Source organism: Streptomyces turgidiscabies Car8 (genome assembly GCF_000331005.1).
Lineage (GTDB): Bacteria > Actinomycetota > Actinomycetes > Streptomycetales > Streptomycetaceae > Streptomyces > Streptomyces turgidiscabies.
On sequence record NZ_AEJB01000114.1, the window covers coordinates 15,477 to 36,204 of the forward strand.

The following is a 20,728-nucleotide window of genomic DNA, read 5'->3' on the forward strand; positions in this document are numbered from 1 at the left end:
AAAATCAAGACGCTATCGGTGAGACCGGTGGTTCCGCCAGGCTGCCAAGGTTGCGCTGTGGCAACGGCAAAGACCGGACCCGTCCGGGGACGGCCATCAGGACCGGAAGCCTCCAGGGTCTGCCTGGTGTCAGGGCTGGCACCTGGCGCTCCCAGTCTGAGAGTTCATCTTCAGGATGACCCAGATGCCGTTGCTGTTCTTCCTGAGCGACGTGCTGTACGCCACGTAGCTCTTCGCGGAAACCTCGGTCTCCTCGACCTTGTCGGTCTCCAAGTACTTGACGAATGCCTTCCCTTGGTCCTCGCAGTACCTGAGCGAGGCCGTCCCGTCGTCATCGACGGCTACGACGGGCGAGTAGAAGCGGTAGGCGCCAGTGATGCCCGCCTTGTGGTCCACGTAGTTCTGGATGAACTTCTCTGTACCGGCGGCTGCTTCCCCCTCGTAGTAGTAGAGGTACGCCTTGTCGAGCGCGTCCTGGTTCACGATCGCGAGGTCGACGGCCTTGATGGACTGCTCGCTGTCGGCCAGGACCGCGTCCTTGTCCGTGTCGCCGGTCCTGGGCCAGTCGAAGACGTACGACAGGTCCGATGGCAGCTCGATCTCCGGTCGGGCAGTGGCGACGGCCGAGTCGGCGGACGATGCCGTACGCGAGGGGGACGCTTCACCCGTGGGTGCGGCCCCGGTGGCCTTGCCGTCGTCAGTCGATGCCGACTCGCCGTCGCTGCCACCGCACGCGGCCATCAGCAGTGCGGCCGTCGCGACGAACGTGGCAGCGACGGGCGGAGCATGGCGCTTCACAGTGGACTCCCGGTGAGACAGATGTGCTGGCAAAACCCATACCGTAGCGGGGCCATCGGACTGACACGGCCCGAGGACCCGCTGGTCGTAAGTGGAGGATTTGAGGACATGGACTACTGGAAGGTGGACTGGCTGCACGATTTCCAGTCCGAGGCGACCAGGATCTACAACGAGATCGGCGACGACGGATACGAGGTCCGAAAGGTTTACCAGTACCGGGACGGGCGCAAGCTGAAGGCTGATGATCTCCACGACTCCGAGGAGATCAGCCTCGGCACGGTGCCGGTGGGGCCTATCAAAGACGTGATTGCCCAGCCCGAATTCGAGGCTGTCGTGATCACCCGTCAGGAATTCGAGACGGAGTGGCAGAGTGCGTGCTGGCCAGCTGGGACAAAATCCTAGGCGCGGCTCGCGACGGGCTAGTAGTTTCGCGTGTGTACGGGTACGACTGCTGTCGCTGTGGTGCGTAGGACGGGGATTGCGGGATGGCTGTGTATCGTCCGCCGGACTGGCATGTACTGGACCTGAACAAGGTCCCACCGCCGGGGCGACCCGGATCGCTTCCGCCAACTCCCCCGTACGCTGTATGACTTCGCCGACGACGTCGCGAACGGGAAAACCCTCGTGTGTGCACCTGAGACCCTACGAGAGTCGCCATGGGCAGATAGCCGGCGCCAAGGAACACATTTTTTATGACCGATGACGATTTCCTCGTGAATCCGGAGATGCTCCATTCGCTCTACGGACATGTCCCGAACCTGAACGAGGTCAGGATCAGGTCGGTCAATTTGAACTGGCGAGGGCCCACGGTGACGCTCCGAATCGACCTGCCCTCTTTCCCGGGTTCGGCGCCACAGAAGTGGGTCGACGCTGGGATGGATACGGTGCAGTGCCAATTCCAGTTCCTGGCAGTGGAGAACATCTCCCTCACCGCCTGGGATCCGCCGACCGTCGCAGACGTCGAGATGGCTCCGACGGGCAGTGAGCGTCGTATGAGGGTGACCGTAGTCGGTCACGGCGTTGAACTCCGATTCGACTGCAGCGAGTCCGTACGTGTCAGTCACGTGAGCGCGTTCAAAACCGAGGCCGAGGGAGCGGACAACGGGCCGCACATCTTCGCGAGCAAGCTCGATGCTCGACGGTACACATCCCTCCCCGCGACCGGCTGTACGGCGATACCCCGCCTCCGCCCGGTGCGTGCGACCTCTTCTACCTGCACATCGACGAGCGCGAAGACTCGGTGACTCTGGGGTTCGACACCAGGAGCTTCCCCGTGAATCCGCTCGCTGAATGGGCGGGAAAGGGCTTCAACTCCTTCGATTTCTACCTTGTCTTCGCCGATGTGGAAGGTCTCCGGGTCACGGGCTGGGGGCCTCCTGAGGCCGGGGCGTTCGACTTGTCCGTCATCGGCGGAGGGCTCTTCGAAGTAGCCCTGGGGTCGGAGGAATCCGGTGTCACGTTCCGTGCGTCTGCGGTCCGGCTGGCCAGAACGCGCGCCTATCGGCGGGCAAGTGAAGCGGCATGAAGCATGGTCGGCGCTCAGGTCAAGCTCCTCGTGCAGCCTGTCGCACAGCACGAGCCCGGGAAGGCTGCCGTCGGTCGGTTCGTCCGACCACTCGCGTTTGAGCTCAGCGGGGTCCAGGAATGATTTCCGGATCCCAGCCGACCATGGCGGCGACGTATCCCCGGAACTGCGCGCGCAGTGCGAGGAGTTGATGCCCCAGCTCGGTCGCGCCTCGGCGTCGTCGCCGAAGGTCACCACGAGCTCGAAAGGGATCGCCAAGGTTCTTCCGCCTCCCCAACCTCACGATCTCACGCAGCCCGTGGTTCAGCGCTGGGCAGGGAAGGTCGGCCAGGAATTCGGGGACGGATACTCATGCAGCTGAGTACGTGATCACGGAGGACTCATGGACATTCGCGCCGTAGTCGCGGGCTTCCGTGGCGTGGAGCCGCTTCCCGGCCTGCCTGACAGTTGGCACTGGTCGCCGGCTCCCGGAATCGACTTCGCGGGGGCGCTGTCCGCCGACGGGAAGCGGCTGCTCCAACTGAGCGGCCGTAACTCCTACGACCAGGACCTCGCCGTCCGTACCCTCCGCTTCGCCCGCGATCAAGAGGACGCACTCTTCGCCCGTAATCCCTTTCCGGGCTCGCTCGACGGCTTCGAATTGCCCGCCGGACATCGCTTCGACGCGGTCGTCGGCATCGCGTCCGAGGTCCACCGCTTCTACCGCGTGGAGAATTCGGACCTGACCCCCCCCACGTCCGGCTGGCCTTTCCGGCGTACTCCTGCGAGTTCTCCGGCGACGAAACGCTCGACGAGGCCATTACCCGGTACCGCATGCTGCGCCTGAACCATCTAGGCCGGGAGCACCTCCCCTTCCTGAAGATGCGATACGCCAACACGCGGACCCGGGGCAGGAGTACGAATCCCGGACGGGGGCTCACAGAGCCGGTGCGGCTTGTGGAGGAGTTGCGGCTGATGGAGGGCGGAACCGGGAGCTTCGTCGAGTTCGAGAACCGGCACGGCGATGTATGGCGTGCCGAATGGCACGGCGCCTGGTTCGTCGCCGAGTGGAACACCCGGAACGGCACACCACGGGAGACGGGAGGTTGACGAACTCGTCGAGTTCGCCACCGCCAGGCTGTACGTCTGAGAGACCGGCGCCGTTGCCGAGGGCCGGTCGAAGCGCTGCCCTCAGGGGATCTCAGGGGATCTCAGGGGATCTCAGTGGATCACTGTGCGGCTTCCGCGGATTTCGGTTGTGTCGTGGGCTGTCTACCCGCCCGCCAGGATCTCAACTCCCCTCTGAGGATGAACCCCCGGAGGACCGCGATGGCGAGAAACAGGACGCCGAAGCCGAATCTGGCCCACCCTCCGTCCTGGACGGTCCAGTAGAAGGAGGCGCCGCTGAGGGTGAGGCACATGGAGATGGCCAGGGGTTCGCGGACGTACCAGGGCAGGACGCGGAGTATCAGACCGATCATCCGGGCAGTGGATCAGGTGTGAACCCCGCGCGCTGTGATGGAGGCCACAGTTCCGCTGACGAGGTTTAAATCGTGAAGTTGTCGAAGTGGTCGAAGGTGTGAAGAATTCTTGCAGACCTGCCCCCGCAGGGGTCATCGGCTTCGGTGTGGATGCCTCATCAACTACCCTCCCCGGCACCCGACTTGTGGCATATTCGCCTCACTCTCCGTCGATCAAGCTCCACCTTCCGTTAGTTGATCTAGAAGATTCGGTGTTGAGCGGGCCATGCCGTGGATAAGGTGCTGATGCAAGAGGACGTCACAGGGGCGATCTGAGGCGGTGGCCGACCACCCCGTCGCAGTGAACGGGGTGGTGTGCAGCGTGCCGACCGCGATAGCCGTCACCAGTTCCGACCTGGTGCTCCCACCGCATGACCGGCAGACCCCGCCCGCCGCCGTCCCGTCCCTCGACAGCCTCGACGGCGCTCTCGTGGGGATGCACACGCTCGTCGAGCAGCACGGGTACGTCATCGCCCTCTACCCGGCGTCCACGGACACGGCCCTCACCCGGCGGCTGCACACCGTGCGTTCCGTCCTGGAGAGCGACCGGATCGCGCTGCTCGCCGTCGATCTGCCGCCCCTCGGACTCGCCCTGCTCGCCCAGCAGTTGAGGCAGCTCTCCATGTGTGACTTCAGCCCCGGGGTGCTGGCCTCCTCCGCCCGGCTGCTCGCCCACTACATCTACGCGGGCGCCCACCTCGGCTCCGTCGCCAAGCTCGACCGGGTGCCCGTGTCGCTGAAGTCGCACGCCAAGTCCTGGGTGCCGGGCGCGCAGTTCGCCGTACTGGCCAATCCGCGAGCCCAGCTCGTACGGGTGGGCCAGGAGGAGCTGGCCGGGCCCGAGTTCGGGACGCGGCTGCTCGTCGCGCAGGGGCAGGCGCCCTCCGACTGGGTCACCTCGACCCTCGCCCCCGCCTGGCGGGTGCAGGGAGTCGCCCCCGTGCCGCTGCCCGCGGAGTCCCCGCGCTGGTGGGGGACCGGGAAGATCGTCGAGTTCGCGGCTGGACTGCACGACGTCTCCGTGCTCTACCAACTGGTCTCCTCCGTACGCCGCGAGGAGTGCCACTGGTGCGGCCTCGAACTCATCGGGGACCGCTGCGGATTCTGCGCCGCACCACTCGCCCCGCCTCCGGAGCTTCCCGCGGCCCTCGAACGGGCAGGAACCCCGGCAGGAGCAACAGGAACAACAGTACGAGAACTGCCCCGAGGTACGACGTAAGAGACGTAGAAGACGTGTCCGTCCCCACCCCCGATCGAGGTTGTCCGCGTCATGCTGCATCCCCCCGGGAGGCGACCCCCGGACCCCCGGCAGACAGAGCAGGCCCGCCCCACTACCCGGTAAGCCCCCATGAGGTGAGATCTAGTGAACTCGCGCCAGCGCCGCGGCGTCATCCTGCTGGTCCTCTCGATCCTGTGCGCCATCGGCGCCTTTGTCGGAGTGCTCTCGGTGATCCGCGACGTGAACTCCAAGGTCGGGCCGGAGGTGACGGCGTACCGCCTCAGGAGCGACATAGCGCCCTACAAGGAGCTCACGGCCGACCAGTTCGAGAAGATCTCCATGCCGAAGCGGTGGCTGTCGGAGACCGCGGTCACACGTGTCTCCCAGATCCGCGGCAAGGTCGCGGTGACCCGGCTGGAGAAGGGCTCCCTGCTGCAGACGGACATGATCGTCGACCGGCCCGCGCTGGCCGCCGGTGAGCAGGAGATCGCGATCATGATCGACGCGTCGACGGGTGTGGCCGGAAAGATCGACCCGGGGTCGCTCGTCAACATCTACGCCACCTTCGAGTCCAAGGACAGCGAGAAGGGCGTCGACGAGGCCAAGCTGCTCGTCACGAACGCGCGCGTCATCGACGTCGGGAAGATCAGCGCCCTCGAACCGGGACAGTCGAGCAACGAACGCCGAAGTACGTCGACGGAGGCCGTCCCGATCACCTTCGCGCTCAAGACGCCGGACGCCCAACGTGTCGCGTACGCCGAGTCGTTCGCCGAGCACGTCCGACTGTCCCTCGTCGCGGGCGGCGAACTGACGGCCGTCCCCGGCGCCGCGGACCGTACGTACACCCTCGAGAAGGACAAGTAGGAGGCCGGCATGAGGTCCGTACGTACGAAGCCGCAGCCGCAGTCGCACTCGCAGCCCCAACAACGGTGGCGGCGAACGTCGTTGACATGCCTGCCGAGGGCGCGCCGATGACCATCCGCATCCTCCCCGCGACCGCCGACATCGAGTCCGCCCGCGCCCTGAGCACCCTCCTCAGCCGGCTCCCGGACGCCGAACCCGCCCCGCCCGTCGGCGACTCGACCGCACTGCTCGACACGCTGGCCCGGCTGGCCGCCGAGTCCCTCGACGAGCTGCCGGAAGTCGTCCTCATACACGAACGGATAGGGCCCGTCCCGGCCCTCGACCTCGTACGCGACCTCGTGATGCGCTTCCCGGCCGTCGGGGTCGTCCTCATCACCGCCGACCCCAGCACCGGCGTCCTCACCGCCGCGATGGACTCCGGCGCCCGTGGCATCGTCCAACTTCCGCTCGACTACGAGGCGTTGGCGGAGCGCGTACAGGCGGCGGCGGCCTGGTCGGCAGGCATGCGGCGCCATCTCGGCAGCAACGCACCGGAGTTGTACGCGGGCCCCGGCGGTACGGTCGTCACCGTCACCGGCGCCAAGGGCGGCGTCGGCGCCACCGTCACCGCCGTCCAACTCGCCCTCGCGGCAAGGGCGTCGGGGCATACGGTCGCTCTGCTCGACCTCGACCTCCAGTCCGGGGACGTGGCGTCCTACCTGGACGTCCAGTTCCGCAGGTCGGTCGCCGACCTGGCCGCCATCACGGACATCAACCCGCGCGTCCTCCAGGACGCCGTCTTCACCCACGACACCGGCATCGGCCTGCTCCTCGCCCCCGCCGAGGGTGAACGCGGCGAGGAGGTCACCGACCGTGTGACCCGCCAGATCGTCGCCGTCCTGCGCTCCCGCCACGACGTCGTGATCGTCGACTGCGGCGCCCGGATGGACTCGGCCACGGCCGCCGCCGTCGAGATGGCCGACCACGCCCTGCTCCTCGTCACCCCGGACGTCGTCGCCGTACGCGCCGCCAAACGCATGGTCCGCCTCTGGGACCGCCTCCAGATCCGCAAGGCCGAAGAGACGTTGACGGTCGTCAACAGGCAGTCCAAGGCTACGGAGATCCAGCCCTCGCTCGTCGAGAAGGTCACCGGCACCAAGGTCGCCCGCGCGTCGATTCCCGCCGCGTTCAAGGAACTTCAAGGCGTCGTGGACGCCGGACGGCTCCAGGACCTGGACAGCCGGTCGACCGTCAAGCAGGCACTGTGGGCGCTGGCGGCGGAGCTGGGGCTCGTCGTCGTCCACGAAGGCGGCGGCGGCAAACGACGTAAGGCCTCGTCATCGTCCGACCGTGGCTCGCTCTCACTGCGACGGCGAGCGGAGAAGGGCGGCGACCGAGGGGCGATCACCCTCGAATTCGCCGGCATGTTCCCGCTGTTGCTCGTTGTCATGAGCATCCTGTGGCAGTGCGTGCTGTACGGCTACACGTACTCGTTGGCCGGCAACGCGGCGGACGAGGCGGCTCGCGCGGCCACAGCGGCGTACGCCCTCGACCCCGGCGGCTATGAGGGCGCCTGCGAGAGCGCGGGCGGCGAGCACCTCCCCGGCGCCTGGAACGGCGCCGCCATCAACTGCGGCCCCCAGGGCGAGGTCATGAAGGCCACCGTCAGCGCCCAAGTCCCGCTGTTCTTCCCAGGGTTCGACGTCAACTGGACGGTGAACGGCGAAGCGGGCGCGGCGCTGGAGGGAGACGGGGACGGATGAGGACGAGGACGAGGACGAGGAGCCTTCGGGGCCGACTTGCGAACCGCGTCCGGGAAAAGAGGGACCGGGGTTCCTCCATCCTGGAGTTCACCGGCTTCCTCCCGATCCTCATCATCATCGGCCTGGCCTGCATCCAGCTCGGCCTGATCGGCTACGGCATCAACCAGGCCGGCACGGGCGCCCGCGCGGCGGCCCGGGCGACCTCCCTCGGGGGCGACGGACAGACGGCGGGCATCGACTCCGTCAGCGACTGGCTCAACCCCCAGGTGGACGCGCCGCCGGGCGCGGGGGAGACGACGACCGCGACCGTGACCGTGACCGTCCCCGCGATCATCCCGCTCTTCGACTCCTGGCCCGTGACCCGCCGAGCCACCATGCCCAACGACCAGGACGACTGACCGTGAACCGGCAATCAATGGAGAGGAGTTGAGACCGAGACCATGAGCCTGCGCTCCCGCATAGCCTCCGCCGACGACCACGGCAACGGAACCGCGCGTGAGGACGGCCACCTCGTCGCCGTCTACCGTGCCAAGCTCCTCGAAGAGATCGACCTCGCGGAGATGTCGAGCCTCGCGGCGGCCGAACGCCGCGTCCGCCTGGAACGCGTCCTCGGCCACATCATCAGCCGTGAGGGCCCGGTCCTCTCCTCCGCCGAACGCTCGCAGCTCATCCGGCGAGTGGTCGACGAAGCCCTCGGCCTGGGCGTCCTCGAACCGCTCCTCGCCGACGCGTCGATCACCGAGATCATGGTCAACGGCCCGGACTCGATCTTCGTGGAACGAGCGGGCCGCGTCGAACAGCTCCCCATGCGCTTCGCGTCGAGCGAGCAGCTGATGCAGACCATCGAGCGGATCGTCTCGACGGTCAACAGGCGTGTGGACGAGTCGAATCCGATGGTCGACGCGCGACTGCCCACCGGCGAGCGCGTCAACGTCATCATCCCGCCCCTCTCCCTCACCGGCCCGACCCTCACGATCCGCCGCTTCCCCCGCGCCTACACACTCCCCGAGCTGATCGGCCTCGGTTCGCTCGACGAGCAGATGCTGATGCTCCTCGCGGCGTTCGTCCGGGCCCGCTTCAACGTCATCGTCAGCGGCGGCACGGGCACCGGCAAGACCACGCTCCTCAACGCCCTCTCCGGCCTGGTCCCCTCCCACGAACGCATCATCACCATCGAGGACTCGGCCGAGCTCCAGCTCCAGCAGGAACACGTGATCCGCCTCGAATCGCGTCCGCCGAACGTGGAGGGCAAGGGCCAGATCACCATCCGCGACCTGGTCCGCAACTCCCTGCGTATGCGCCCCGACCGCATCATCGTCGGTGAGGTCCGAGGCGGTGAGACCCTCGACATGCTCCAGGCGATGTCCACCGGCCACGACGGTTCCCTGGCCACCGTCCACGCCAACTCGGCGGAGGACGCGCTGATGCGGCTGCAGACCCTGGGCTCGATGTCCGAAGTCATGATCCCGTTCGAGGCGTTGAAGGACCAGATCAACTCGGCGGTCGACGTGGTCGTCCAACTCGCCCGCCACGTCGACGGCTCCCGCCGCATCGCCGAGATCGCCCTGCTCGTCTCCCACGGCCGCGAGCAGTTCCGCATCGCGACCGTCTCCCGCTACGTCACCCGCCCGACCGGCCCCGACCGCCGCGCCCAGGGCTACTTCGAACACCTCCCGGTGCCGCGCCCGGTCGCCGAGAAGCTGTACCTGGCGAACGAGTCGCTGCCCCCGGCGTTCGGAGTGGCCGAGATGCTCGACGTGACGGACACGAGGCAGGCCATCGGATGAACACCCGGACGACGAAGCCGACCACTCCACCTGTAACCACTCCACCTACGACCATCAGGACGACCGTGCGGAGCGAGAAGCCATGAACAACTCGGTCCCGCTGGCGTTGGGCGCCACCATGCTGTGCTGCACTCTCGCCGTCGTGGGTGTGCACACGTACGCCACCGGTCGCGCCCAGCGCCAGGCGCTCGAAGACCGTCTCTCCGGCGGCGGCGCGCTGCACACGGCGGCGGGCCGCGTACGCCGGTTCGCGACCGTCGACCGCCGACTGCGCCGCACCCGCCTCGGCCGCACGATCCACCTGCGCCTCTCGGCGACCGGACTCGACCTGACAGCGGGCGAGTTCTTCACCTACGTGGCTGCGGCCGGTGTAGCGCTGTGGCTGCTGGCAGCAGCAGTACTGGCCCCCTTCTTCGGCCCGATCGCCGCGCTGGTGACGATCTGGGGTGCGGCGATCTTCCTCAACTGGCAACGCCAGAAACGCATCGAGGCGTTCATCAACCAACTCCCCGATGTGGCCCGCCTGCTGGCCAACGCGACGGCGGCCGGACTCGCGCTGCGTACGTCGCTGGCCATGGCCGCGGAGGAACTGGAGGCCCCGGCGGGCGAGGAACTGGCGCGTGTGGCAGACCAGTTGAGCCTGGGCCGGACGATCGACGACGCGCTGGGCGAGCTGGCCGAACGCCTGCCGTCCCGCGAACTCGTCGTGCTCGTCACCACATTGGTCCTCGCCAACAAGGCGGGCGGCTCAGTGGTCAGTTCCCTCCGCAACCTCACCCAGACCCTCGAAGACCGCAAGGAGACCCGTCGAGAGGTCCGCACGATGCTCTCGGAGGTCAACGCCACGGCCTTCACGGTCCCTTGCCTCGGCCTCGGCTCCCTCCTCCTCATCAACTCCTCGAACGAGGGCGCGTTGGAGAAGGTCACCGGCTCTGCCCTGGGCCAGGGCCTGATCCTCCTCTCCCTGGGCCTGTACACGGTCGGCTTCTTCGTCATCCGCCGCCTCGGCAAGATCGAAGTGTGAGGGGGAGTTCACTGTGCTGCTGCCACTCCTTCTGGCCTTGTTGACGGCGATCGCGGTCGCGGGTGCCCTGCTGGGCATCCGCATGATCCGGGCCGACGTCAAACTCCCCTCCGACCTGCTCCTCGCCCTGGAGGTGGGCGGCACCCGGGTCTCGAAGGCCGACTCGGCGGTGGACCGTATGGGCATGCGCTTCGCGCCCCTCGTCCTCCGCCTGATGGGCCCCCGCCGGGTCGACGCGAAACGCCTCCGCATCGACATGGCGGGCAACCCCGGCGGCCTGACCATCACCCGCTACGCGGCCCGCCGCGCGGTATACGTCTCCTTCGGCGTCCTCATGGGCCTGATCTTCCTCTCGAACGGCCAACTGCTCCTCGCGGTCGTCACGTTCGTGTTCGGCGCGACGGCGTCGGACCTCGCCATCTGGCAGGCGGTACGGGAACGCAGGGAGGTCATCGACCGCACGCTCCCGGACTTCCTGGACGTACTCGCGGTCGTCGTCTCGGCGGGCCTGGGCTTCCGCCAGGCCCTGGACCGGGTGGCGGAGAAGTACGAGGGCCCCTGGGCGGACGAACTGCGCATCACACTCCGTCAGATGGACATGGGCGTCAGCCGCCGCCAGGCCTTCGACCAGCTCCGCAAGCGCAACTCCAGTGAGCAGGTGGCCCAGTTCGTCTCGGCGCTGCAGCAGGGCGAGGAACTCGGCTCCCCGATCGCCGAGACCCTGATCCAGATCGCCGCCGACATGCGCCGCACGGACGCCCAGGAATCCCGCCGCCGCGCCGCGAAGACGATCCCCAAGGCAACCCTCGTCACCCTGGTGTTCATGCTCCCGGCGACGATGATCCTCATCGCGACCGGCATGTTCCTCGGCTCGGGTACGAACTTCGGCTCGATCCTGGGACGTTGAGGGCGATGCCGATGAAGGCGTGGGTGACGGACATGCGACGTCGTGTGAAGCACGGCCGGGGCTACGACCCGACCGCCGGCTACCTGGCCGACGACGCCCCGGCCCCCGCCACCGTCCGCCTCCAGCTGAACGCCCTCCAGGCCCTGTGCCGCCAGACGTTCGCCGTACGCATGACGATGCTGGCCCTCGGCACCCCCTTCGCGATGACCAACACGGCTCAGGGTTCCCCGCGTTACGCGGTCCTGGCGGCGGCGGTCCTGGGCATCACGGCCTCGTACGCCATGTACCGGGACTGGGACCGCCTGGCCCCGCGCCTCCTGGCCCACCCCACCCTCATGGCGGCGGACCTGGTCTTCGCGGCGATACTCCTCCTTATGGCGTCCCCCGCCTCCCCGCTCGCCTACGCCACGGTCTGCACCCCTCTCCTCGCGGGTCTCCTCTACGGCTGGCGCGGCTCGGGCGTCTTCACGGGCCTGCAACTGGTGGTGCTCCTCACGGTCCACCGAGCCTGGGAACACCGCCCGGGCGCCGGCACCAGCACCCTCCTCATAGCTGGCTTCTGCATCGGCGCCGGCATCATCGGCGTCACGCTGCGCAACCTGATGTTCCGCTTCGGTACGGCGAGCGAGGCACTGGCGGAGGCGAACTCCCGGCTGGCGGTGGCGGAGGCGGTGGACTCGGAACGGGCCCGCCTTGCGCGGGAGATGCACGACTCGGTGGCCAAGACCCTGCACGGTCTGGCACTGGCGGCGGAGGCGCTGTCGGCAACCTCGTCGGACGACGGGGCGAACCCGGAGGCCGTACGCCGCCAGGCGACCCTGGTGGCCTCGGCGGCCCGCCGCGCCGCAGCGGAGTCCCGCGAGCTCCTCACCGACCTGCGCCACCACACGGACCTGACGGCACCGGACGTAGACCTGACCGCTGAACTGGCTGACCGGGCGGCTGCGTTCGAGCGAAGCACAGGAATCCGTACAACCCTGGAGACCAGGTCCGGACAACTCGCCGCCCTCCCGCACCGGACCGCCCACCACCTCCTGGCGATCGTGTCGGAGGCACTGGAGAACACGCGCAGGCACGCCGACGCGACGAGGGTGACGCTGGAGGCGAAGTCGTCGGGAGAGGGCGTGACGCTCCACATCCGGGACAACGGAGTGGGCCTCCCGGCCCCCCTCAACCTCGAAGAGAGCGTCAGATCAGGCCACTTCGGCGTGCTGGGCATGGTGGAGCGGGCGAGGACGCTGGGGGCCGTGATTCAGCTGAGCCGGCGCGAGGAAGGGGGCACGGAGATCCGCGTGGACGTGAGGTCTCCCGGCCTCGACCACGTACCCGGCCCCCGGCCCCGGAAGGAGGCCGCATCACATGTCCGCAGGTGAACGGCAGCCGTTGCCGCTGAGAGTTCTGGTGGCGGACGACAACCCGGTGGTACGGGCGGGCCTGGCTGCGCTGCTGGGCGGCCACGCGGACATGGAGGTCGTCGCGGAGGCGTCGAACGGCACCGAGGCGGTTGCGGCGGCGGAGCGAGCGCACCCCGACGTGGTCCTCCTCGACGTACGCATGCCCGGCACGGACGGCCTCACAGCCCTGCCCCAACTGGCCCTGCTGGCCCCGGTGATGATGCTGACGTACAGCAGCGAGCCGGAGGTGGTGAGGCAGGCGCTGCACAGGGGAGCGTCGGGCTACCTCGTCCACGGAGGCTTCACGACGGAGGAGCTGACGGAGGCGGTACGGGCGGTGGGGCGAGGAGCCCGGTTGACGGCGCAGAAGGTACAGACGGCGAAGGCGCCGCATGCCTCACCCCCGGGCCCGGAGGTGACGGATTCGCTCGGCGTTTCCTACGAACCGAACGAAATCTCTTCGCACCTGCAATCATCTATGGCACTCTTGCGGCAGACCCCAAAGGCCCGGCTGGGCCACGCGGCGACACTGACCGTCCATGACCGCAACCAACCGGACTTCGGCCTGAGTTCAAGGGAGGTGGAGGTCATGGATCTCATCGCAGCCGGGGTGAACAACCAGCAAATCGCCGCCACCTGTTTCATCAGCGAAAAAACCGTCAAGAACCACATCAACCGCATCTTCGCAAAGCTGCACAGTACGACCCGGAGCGAAGCGATCGCCCGGTGGCTGGGTACGGCTCGGGAGGGGTGGGAGTGATGGGGCGTACTGCGGGGGGAAGTTGGGCCCTCGGGCCCACGCGGAGTAGACGGGTTCTCACCTACTGTGCTGAAGTCGGTAGTGATGTCGGGCGGGAGGGCGCAAGCCATGCTGAAGGTCAACAGGTGGGCGCGGACCGTTGTCTCCCGGATGCGGGGAACGGGGCGGGACGCGGGGGCCGGGTTCGTGGAGTACGCGGGCCTAATGATCATCATTGCGGGGATCTTCACGCTGATCGACGGGCTGGGGTTGGACGGGTTGATCTCGGGAGCGATCTTCGACGCCGTGAACTCTGTCATCGGAGGCTGACCGCAGCGCACTTGTCGGGCGACAGAGGGCAGACATTGCCCATCTACATCTGGCTGACGGGGATCCTGCTCTTCACCGCCGTGGCGTTCTTCGTCTTCGCCCAAGCAGCATCCGTCCGCAATGGAGCCCAATCTGCGGCGGATGCTGCGGCGTTGGCGGCGGCGCAGGACGCCCGGGACGAACTGGTGGACAGCCTGACGGGCGCGATCGGACAGGGTGACGACTGGCTCGACTGGCTGAACGGCCAAGATCCACCGGCTGCCGGGGCCACCGCGGCCGCACAGACACTGGCTGCCGCGAACGGCTCAACCGTTCAGGGAGGCGCCGAACCTGTCGTGATGGACGGCTACCCCGGGTTCCGCGTCGCCGTGGAGACCACGAACACGGTTGGCGCGTCGATCATTCCGGGCACGGAGGGCATGCACGCCAAGGCCGATGCCGTCGCCGTCATCCAGCCCCGCTGCGATTTCGACCCCGCTGCGGATCCCACGAAGCCGATCGTCCTTGACTGTGACGGCCAGACTGTAAACATCGACCCCGTAGATTTCGACCCGGACGACTTCCCCGACGCGTCCGTGCTGTTCTCTGTGCATCTGGCCGAGTGAGAGGAAGCCGTACCGATGGATTTCCGGCGTACCAAGAAGAGCCGCAGGGCGCTGTCGACACTGGCGATCACGACCGGTCTGCTTCTCGGGGCGGCCGGCTGCGGCGCTGGGGGAAACGACGACAAGTCCAAGGGTGAGACCACGTCATCGACACCGACGAAAGCAGATGACAGCGGGGACAATAAGGATACCGAATCTCCATCGTCGGCTCCGGAGCAGGTTCTCGCCGAGGTCAAAGGAGGCGATCTGACCCTCAAGGTCACCTCTGCACTTCGTGACGAGGGCGGCTTCGTTACGGTCGCAGGCACCGTGACCAACGTCGGCAGCAAGTCTTGGGTGGCTGCAGACTGGCGCGGAGATGAGCGGGAACTGGAGAAGAATGGCGGGTCCGTCGCGGGAGCGAGCCTTGTCGACGCCACGGGTAAGAAGAAGTACCTTGTGCTTCGCGACACCGAAGGTCGATGCCTGTGCACGAGGTTCACGGGCGCCCTTGTGTCAGGGGCGTCGTCGGACTGGTTCGCCCAGTTCCCCGCCCCACCCGAAAGCACCACGAAAGTCGATTTCCAGGTCGGCTCCATGCCCCCGGCGTCCATCGAGATCACCGAGGGCGAGTGACGATGACCCGGACTCGTCGCTCCGCCGCAACCACCCTCACGGCCCTGGCAGTCCTGGCCACCCTCACCCTGGCAACTCCCGTCGCCCACGCCGACGACGATGACCCGAGCGCACCCCCAGGCAGCGTCACAACCTCCCCACCCCCCGAAGTCGACCCGAACAGCCCCGGCCTCAAACTGGCCGACGGGGCCACGCTTGCCGCCGCCAAGGTCCTGGACATCAAGTCGGTGGTGGAGGACATGGGCGGCGAGGAGCGCCGAGTGGACACGAGCGAGACCGTGACGTTCGCCCTCCAGGCGGAGGTCCTCTTCCCGAAGGACAGCTCGAAGCTCAACCCGGAGGCCCGCTCCCGCATCCAGGCGATCGCGGACGAGATAAAGGCACAGAAGGCGACGAACGTCAGGGTCTTCGGCTTCACCGACAACCTCGGCTCGTACGCCCACGGCCTGACCCTCTCCAAGAACCGCGCGGAGATCGTCCACGACGAACTGGCCGCAGGCCTGGGCGGAGACGTCACCTTCCAGGTACGGGGCTACAGCGAGGACTACCCCATCGCCGACAACACCTCGGAACAGGGCCGACGGAAGAACCGGCGGGTGGAGGTGACGTTCCAGAAGGGGGAGTGAGAGCGAGCCCCTCGGGCTGGTGATCCTTCCGTCTTGATCTACGCGATTTCGCCCAGCCGGATGAACAACGCACGTGGCCACCGGCCTGCGCATCGCCCATGTGCTGGGGCAATTGATGTACGACGGGTAGGCCTTGGCATGCCTCGCCCAAGCCCGGCAGGCTTCAGGCCGGCGACTGCTGATGCCGGTGGATACGTTATAAAGTCGCTGCCGTACACACATGACGTGAACGGGGAGAGTGCACCGGCACATGGCTGACCGGCTCGCTGTAGATGGCGGCGAACTCGCACATTTTATGAAGCTCTTGAAAAAATCGAGTGATTCTCTGGAAGGTCTGCGCAAGGCCCTGGGTGACGCGACCGTCACCGGTCTTGGCACGGACGACCTGGACTCGGCGTGCGAAGACTTCCAGAACGACTGGAAGTACGGAACCGAGGAGATCGGTATGCAGACCGAGGACCTCGCCAAGATTGTCGGCCAGAGCAAGGACAGCTACGAGGAAGTGGACAAGGCTTTGGAGAAGGCCTTGGAGGAGGCCAAGCGCGGCAAATCGGGGGGAAAGAAGTGACGGTTTCGCCGGGTCTCGAAAATCCCTCTTACGCCAACTCGGATGCCGCTCGGAATGGTGATCTGCCGCAGGGGCTCAAGTCCTCCCCATCCATTCCGAACCCCAACTACCCTCATTTGGGGTTCAATCCGACTCCGGGTGACACGGGCATCGTCCGCGACCTGTACAAGAAGCTCGCGAACTGCGCCAAGGTCCTGGAAGAGACCCATGGCCTTGTCACGAAGCTCATGGACGGCAGCTACTGGAAAGGCGACGCCGCCGTCGCCTTCCGTGAGCAGCTTGACGACGGCCCTCTCCCGCTCAACCTGAAGAACGCCGCGCACTCCATTCGGAAGGCTGCCCGGCAACTCGACGGCTGGGAGGGCGAACTTGAGGAATTCCAGCGGCGGGCCAGGAAACTTGAGCAGGATGCCAAGGACGCGCAGGACGTTCTTGATGCGGCCAAGGGGCACGCCGAGAAGGCGAAGAACGAGCCTGACCTCGATGCCAAGGGCAGCCGCCACGACGAGGCGAAAAAGAATCTGACCAGTGCGAACACCAGGGTGGAAGAAGCCCAGGCCGATCTCGACAAGATCATTGGCAAAGCGAATTCGCTCGCTGAGGAGCACGAGGAGAAGGCCCGGTACCGTGCCGGCAAGATCCGAGACGCCACAAAGAAGCTGGCGCCGCACGAGCCGGGGTGGCTTGAGGACCTCGGCGATTGGTTCGCCGAGAACCTCCCTGACATCCTGAGCTTCACGGCAGGCGTCATCGGCCTGATCGCGCTGTTCGTGGCCACGGGTGGTGTGGCTGCTGCGGTCCTGCTACTCGCGGCAGCGGCGTTGAGTGCGACTGCGCTCATCATGCGGTTGTCCGACTCCGAAGTGCTCGCCTCCCTCAAGGACGGTTTCACCAAGGGCGAGTTCGACGCAGACTTCTGGGGCAACGCCGTCAGCGTCGGTGGCGACGTCCTGGGGATGATTCCGGGTGTGGGAGCTGTGGGGATGGGTGCCCGCGGAGCGGTGAACGCCCTCCGAGCCGGCGAGGAGTCGGTCACTCTGGGGAGGGCCCTGACCGCGTTCGGGAGTGAAACGATGAGTCAGGCGAAGGCGATCTCGAGCCTCGGGAATCCAGCCTTGAACCTCGTGGTGCGGGGGGCACGTGACTCGGCAAGAGTCGGTGAGATCGTGGAGATCACGTCGGCTTCTGTCGGTGTCGCGACCGCTGGCATCGGCCTGGTGTCCAATGCGGTGGAAGAACTTGACAACGACGTTGTAGGGGACGGCAGTACAGGAATCGACGGTGTGCGAAGCCTTCTGGACGGCGGCGCGCTGATTGACCTCGCGCGGCACGCGTTCTGAACCGAAGGGTAAGAGAGAACTCATATGAACCCCACCGGCCCCGCTGTTGCCTGGGAGCACGCACCGACCCGGCGCGCTTGGACGAAGCAACTCGCGATGAATGTGGTCGCTCTCGTTGCCTGGATCGCGTCGTGGTTTGCCCTGCTGGCCGTCTTGTCGGTCTTCTTGGGACCCGGATATGTGGTCGTCGTCGTCCCGTTCCTCGTGTACAGCTTCTACCGAGCATTCCTCCAGTTCTTCGTCATCGCCGCCGTCTTCCGGATGAGGCGCGTCTTGCGCGTGTATCCGTGGCAGCTGTCCCATCAACCCTCGCACGGTCTCACCAACCGAGCCGAGGTTGTCGGCAGACAGTTCGGCTGGTTCGAGTTCCCGAATCCGGCCCAGCCGGAGGAGCAACTACCCATGGTGTTCGCCACGCACTGGGGTGTCGGCTGGTGGAGCCGCCGAATGGCGCCTCGTGCGACACCTGAACTCAAGGCTCAGATCGGCTCGGTATGGCTTGCAGGGGACCCTCGTTTCATCGGGGTGCTCGCCGCACCTACATCTGACGGGTCGATGCCGCGCCGCTTCCGCTTCCTTCATCAGCAGACCGGGTCGGACGGCGGGCGCTCCGTCGCCGACTGGGGAGCTACTGCAGAGGACGTCGAACGCGGTCGCCGTGCCGGGGTTGTTCCTGTCCGATCTTGAACCACCGACACCGACGAAGCCTTGAAAAAACTTATGGATATGACATATCGCGTCTTCGTTGATGACTCTGCAATTGATCCCAGTGCAGGCATCTGGTTCGCCGTCCCGGGAGGCTTCACCGAGCTGCCCATCGACATTCTTCTCGCCGCACCCGCCTCTGCCGAGGCCAACCGGCTCCAGAAGGCGCTGACACCTTTGGTCGAGGCCATTCCTGACGGCGTCACCCGGCAACAGTTCATCGCCCAATTGGCATCAGGACAGCAGCTCTTGCGTGCTCTGCGGGAGGTAGGCACAGTCCACTGCTCCTTGGGTGTCCACCGTGATGACACGGCGGGAAGTGATAGCGAAACTCTGCATTCCTTTTTCACCGTTTCCTGGCGAGACATCGCCTGGTCCCCCCGAGCCGTGAGTGCGGCACGAGCAGTGGCCACAGCCGAACAGCACTCCCATATCGAGTACTTGGACCTGCCCAGCGGGCCCGCTTCGATGAGCGAGACCCTGCGCACGCCAACCTCCGAATCCGGCCTCCCGCCAACTCCGCTGCTCCAGATCTACGCATACCTCCCGCATCCGGACTGCAAGCGCATGGCAGTCCTGATGCTGAGTACGACGGCGGTGGCGAGACGTGAGCAGTATCGCGAAATCCTGCGGCAGATCGCGGAACTCACGAGCTTTGAATCACCGTTGCCGAAAGGGCCGGTAATGTCGATTCCATGTACTGCAAGTGATAGATGATCCAGCGGTAGATCGTGATCGTCTGGATCGTTATTCTGGCTCCATGCCTGAACTGATAGCCCCGGCCACTCGCCTGCACTCCGCCTGGCTTGAGGCGCGTGCCGAGTGGGGTTCCGGCCTACATGAGGATGGATTCGGGCTGCGGCCATCCGACGAGGTCGACTCGCCGACCGGGTTCGCGGCCTGGGTCACGCTGCTGGCTGACGGGACGGATCCGAAGGCGGTAGAGACCGGCCGGGGTTGTACGTACCGATGGATCGTCGAGGGCGACCGGGTGCACGGCGGGATCGCGCTACGGCACGGACCGAACGATTATGTGGCGCAGTTCGGCCACATCGGCTACGGCATTCGGCCGTCTTCACGTCGGCGCGGGCTGGCCACCTGGGCGCTGGGTCAGATCCTCGACGAGGCACGGGCGCTCGGTCTGGGCCGGGTGCTCATCGTCTGCGAAGTCGACAACCTTGCCTCGGTGAAGACAATCGAGCATCACGGCGGCGCTTTTGAGGGCGTCCGGGATACCGATCACGGCCCCATGCGGCGCTACTGGATCGAGATGTAGTTTTTGATCTCGCTGGTGGGGCCGGTGCGGTCACCGCTGATCACCAGTGTGTGAAGACAAACACTCGACCTGCGCGACCACACCGGAACTGGCCACCCGGATGACCGCGCGGTTACTCGATGCCGGACACGAAGTAACCACCAAAGCAGGCAAGTTCAGGCTGATGCGCGTGCCCCCAGCCCTCCAGCCGCCCCGGTCCGTACCCTGGGCGCTCGTACGACAACGGCGTCGGTGGTGAGGGGTGCGGTAGTGGTGAGGAAAGTTGTTCTGATGATGTCCGTCTCCCTCGACGGCTACATCGAGAGCCCCAACCGTGAGATCGACTGGCACGTGGTCGACGTGGAGCTGCACCGGCACCTCAATCAGCAGGTCAAAGCCATGGGTGCCTTTCTCCACGGGCGTGTTGTCCATGAACTCATGGCCGACTACTGGCCCACCGCCGACGCCGATCCGGACAGTCCGGAGCACGTGGTCGAGTTCGCCGGGATCTGGCGGGACATGCCGAAGTACGTGTTCTCGCGGACCTTGGACCACGCGGAGTGGAACAGCACGATCATGCGTGAGGTCGTCCCGGAGGAGATTCGGGCGCTCAAGGAGCAGCCCGGTGGGGATCTGGGGCTCGGCGGTGCCGAGCTCGCCGCGGAGTTCATGCGGCAGGATCTTGTCGACGAGTATCTCGTGTACGTCCATCCGGTTCTCATCGGGCGCGGCAAGCCCCTCTTCCCCGAGGCCGACCGGATCACCAAGCTTCGGCTCATCAGGTCTCAGACCTTCGGCAACGGAGTCGTGATGCTGCGGTACGGGCGGGCCGACGCGCCGGACGCGCCAGATGCGTAAGGGCGTTGTCCGGGCGGTTTCCACAGCCGCCGCCGATGCTCCTGTCGATGTCAGTACCCCCTGCCACACTCCCCACCATGACCGACAAAGCCACTGACAATGTCACCGGCACCGGCACCGGCACCGGCACCGGCACCGGCACCGGCACTGGCACTGGCACTGGCACTGGCACTGGCACTGGCACTGGCACTGGCACCGGCACCGGCACCGGCACCGGCACCGGCAAGGATGACGTGCGACTCCGCGACGTCACCGAAGCCGACCTGGAGTTCCTGTTTCTCTGTGAGCACGACCCCGAAGCCGGGCGGCGGTCGCGGTTCGTTCCTCG

The 20,728-nt window shown here is 66.6% G+C and carries 26 protein-coding genes and 1 pseudogene; 25 read left to right on the plus strand and 2 right to left on the minus strand.

Going from position 1 to position 20,728, the window contains the following annotated elements:
* Positions 1-129: 129 nt before the first annotated feature.
* Positions 130-798, minus strand: coding sequence for a hypothetical protein (locus STRTUCAR8_RS06610; RefSeq protein WP_006374737.1), 669 nt, complete (start codon positions 796-798; stop codon positions 130-132).
* A 108-nt stretch (positions 799-906) separates the two neighbouring features.
* Here STRTUCAR8_RS06610 and STRTUCAR8_RS06615 point away from each other — a divergent pair, with 108 nt between their 5' ends.
* The 5 genes from STRTUCAR8_RS06615 to STRTUCAR8_RS55080 all read left to right on the plus strand — a co-directional run bounded on the left by STRTUCAR8_RS06615 (position 907) and on the right by STRTUCAR8_RS55080 (position 3,412).
* Positions 907-1,200, plus strand: coding sequence for a DUF6881 domain-containing protein (locus tag STRTUCAR8_RS06615; protein WP_006374717.1), 294 nt, complete (start codon positions 907-909; stop codon positions 1,198-1,200).
* Positions 1,201-1,490: 290 nt separating this feature from the next.
* Positions 1,491-2,042 carry an Imm50 family immunity protein gene (locus STRTUCAR8_RS06620; RefSeq protein ID WP_006374761.1) on the plus strand — a complete coding sequence of 184 codons (552 nt, stop codon included), beginning with the start codon at positions 1,491-1,493 and terminating at the stop codon, positions 2,040-2,042.
* Entirely contained in the window at positions 2,039-2,323 is a 285-nt protein-coding gene (locus STRTUCAR8_RS06625; protein ID WP_048818720.1) for an Imm50 family immunity protein, read from the plus strand. The genes STRTUCAR8_RS06620 and STRTUCAR8_RS06625 overlap by 4 nt, the downstream gene beginning before the upstream one ends.
* Positions 2,324-2,705: 382 nt before the next feature.
* Positions 2,706-3,149 (plus strand): hypothetical protein, encoded by a 444-nt coding sequence (locus STRTUCAR8_RS06630; RefSeq protein WP_006374733.1) that lies wholly within the window; start codon positions 2,706-2,708, stop codon positions 3,147-3,149.
* Positions 3,150-3,277: 128 nt separating this feature from the next.
* Positions 3,278-3,412: a hypothetical protein gene (locus STRTUCAR8_RS55080; protein WP_006374712.1), complete on the plus strand. Its 135-nt coding sequence runs from the start codon at positions 3,278-3,280 to the stop codon at positions 3,410-3,412.
* A gap of 119 nt (positions 3,413-3,531) precedes the next feature.
* Here the strand turns inward: STRTUCAR8_RS55080 and STRTUCAR8_RS06640 are convergent, their stop codons facing one another.
* Positions 3,532-3,783 carry a hypothetical protein gene (locus STRTUCAR8_RS06640; protein ID WP_006374741.1) on the minus strand — a complete coding sequence of 84 codons (252 nt, stop codon included), beginning with the start codon at positions 3,781-3,783 and terminating at the stop codon, positions 3,532-3,534.
* Positions 3,784-4,144: 361 nt separating this feature from the next.
* On the opposite strand from STRTUCAR8_RS06640, the gene STRTUCAR8_RS53240 reads away from it, so the two are divergent.
* From STRTUCAR8_RS53240 to STRTUCAR8_RS53965, 20 genes and pseudogenes are all read left to right on the plus strand, one after another.
* Positions 4,145-5,041, plus strand: coding sequence for a hypothetical protein (locus tag STRTUCAR8_RS53240; protein ID WP_048818723.1), 897 nt, complete (start codon positions 4,145-4,147; stop codon positions 5,039-5,041).
* Positions 5,042-5,185: 144 nt separating this feature from the next.
* Positions 5,186-5,905, plus strand: a complete 720-nt coding sequence (cpaB, locus tag STRTUCAR8_RS06650) for a Flp pilus assembly protein CpaB (protein ID WP_006374746.1) — start codon at positions 5,186-5,188, stop codon at positions 5,903-5,905.
* Positions 5,906-6,012: 107 nt separating this feature from the next.
* Positions 6,013-7,647, plus strand: coding sequence for a CpaE/TadZ family protein (locus STRTUCAR8_RS06655; RefSeq protein WP_044471753.1), 1,635 nt, complete (start codon positions 6,013-6,015; stop codon positions 7,645-7,647).
* On the plus strand, positions 7,644-8,045 hold the full coding sequence (locus STRTUCAR8_RS06660) for a TadE family protein (RefSeq protein WP_006374721.1): 402 nt from the start codon (positions 7,644-7,646) through the stop codon (positions 8,043-8,045). The genes STRTUCAR8_RS06655 and STRTUCAR8_RS06660 overlap by 4 nt, the downstream gene beginning before the upstream one ends.
* A 42-nt stretch (positions 8,046-8,087) precedes the next feature.
* Complete coding sequence (locus STRTUCAR8_RS06665; RefSeq protein WP_006374720.1) at positions 8,088-9,434, plus strand: TadA family conjugal transfer-associated ATPase; 1,347 nt, start codon at positions 8,088-8,090, stop codon at positions 9,432-9,434.
* An 82-nt stretch (positions 9,435-9,516) separates the two neighbouring features.
* Positions 9,517-10,458, plus strand: a complete 942-nt coding sequence (locus STRTUCAR8_RS06670; protein ID WP_006374735.1) for a type II secretion system F family protein — start codon at positions 9,517-9,519, stop codon at positions 10,456-10,458.
* Positions 10,459-10,474: 16 nt separating this feature from the next.
* On the plus strand, positions 10,475-11,365 hold the full coding sequence (locus STRTUCAR8_RS06675) for a DUF5936 domain-containing protein (RefSeq protein WP_179200595.1): 891 nt from the start codon (positions 10,475-10,477) through the stop codon (positions 11,363-11,365).
* Between the two features lie 32 nt (positions 11,366-11,397).
* Entirely contained in the window at positions 11,398-12,738 is a 1,341-nt protein-coding gene (locus STRTUCAR8_RS06680) for a sensor histidine kinase (protein WP_044471755.1), read from the plus strand.
* A complete protein-coding gene (locus STRTUCAR8_RS06685; protein WP_006374726.1) occupies positions 12,725-13,519 on the plus strand; it encodes a response regulator transcription factor in 795 nt (264 codons plus the stop codon). Before STRTUCAR8_RS06680 ends, STRTUCAR8_RS06685 begins: the two co-directional genes overlap by 14 nt.
* Before the next feature lie 108 nt (positions 13,520-13,627).
* Positions 13,628-13,828 carry a hypothetical protein gene (locus STRTUCAR8_RS06690; RefSeq protein ID WP_006374729.1) on the plus strand — a complete coding sequence of 67 codons (201 nt, stop codon included), beginning with the start codon at positions 13,628-13,630 and terminating at the stop codon, positions 13,826-13,828.
* A gap of 11 nt (positions 13,829-13,839) precedes the next feature.
* A complete protein-coding gene (locus STRTUCAR8_RS06695) occupies positions 13,840-14,433 on the plus strand; it encodes a pilus assembly protein TadG-related protein (protein ID WP_241784678.1) in 594 nt (197 codons plus the stop codon).
* Between the two features lie 15 nt (positions 14,434-14,448).
* Positions 14,449-15,048: a hypothetical protein gene (locus tag STRTUCAR8_RS06700; RefSeq protein ID WP_006374743.1), complete on the plus strand. Its 600-nt coding sequence runs from the start codon at positions 14,449-14,451 to the stop codon at positions 15,046-15,048.
* Between the two features lie 2 nt (positions 15,049-15,050).
* Positions 15,051-15,674: an OmpA family protein gene (locus STRTUCAR8_RS06705; RefSeq protein ID WP_044471744.1), complete on the plus strand. Its 624-nt coding sequence runs from the start codon at positions 15,051-15,053 to the stop codon at positions 15,672-15,674.
* Positions 15,675-15,924: 250 nt separating this feature from the next.
* The gene (locus STRTUCAR8_RS06710) at positions 15,925-16,242 is read left to right on the plus strand and encodes a hypothetical protein (protein ID WP_006374711.1); all 318 of its coding nucleotides are present in this window, start codon (positions 15,925-15,927) and stop codon (positions 16,240-16,242) included.
* On the plus strand, positions 16,239-17,582 hold the full coding sequence (locus STRTUCAR8_RS06715; protein ID WP_006374727.1) for a putative T7SS-secreted protein: 1,344 nt from the start codon (positions 16,239-16,241) through the stop codon (positions 17,580-17,582). Before STRTUCAR8_RS06710 ends, STRTUCAR8_RS06715 begins: the two co-directional genes overlap by 4 nt.
* Positions 17,583-17,606: 24 nt before the next feature.
* A complete protein-coding gene (locus STRTUCAR8_RS06720) occupies positions 17,607-18,269 on the plus strand; it encodes a hypothetical protein (RefSeq protein WP_006374749.1) in 663 nt (220 codons plus the stop codon).
* Positions 18,270-18,308: 39 nt separating this feature from the next.
* On the plus strand, positions 18,309-19,004 hold the full coding sequence (locus STRTUCAR8_RS52355; RefSeq protein WP_143666664.1) for a hypothetical protein: 696 nt from the start codon (positions 18,309-18,311) through the stop codon (positions 19,002-19,004).
* 43 nt (positions 19,005-19,047) lie between these two features.
* The gene (locus STRTUCAR8_RS06725) at positions 19,048-19,563 is read left to right on the plus strand and encodes a GNAT family N-acetyltransferase (RefSeq protein WP_044471745.1); all 516 of its coding nucleotides are present in this window, start codon (positions 19,048-19,050) and stop codon (positions 19,561-19,563) included.
* Positions 19,564-19,815: 252 nt separating this feature from the next.
* Positions 19,816-20,400 carry a dihydrofolate reductase family protein gene (locus tag STRTUCAR8_RS06730; protein ID WP_044471757.1) on the plus strand — a complete coding sequence of 195 codons (585 nt, stop codon included), beginning with the start codon at positions 19,816-19,818 and terminating at the stop codon, positions 20,398-20,400.
* Between the two features lie 77 nt (positions 20,401-20,477).
* A pseudogene (locus STRTUCAR8_RS53965) lies at positions 20,478-20,728 on the plus strand (hypothetical protein); the annotation flags it as partial.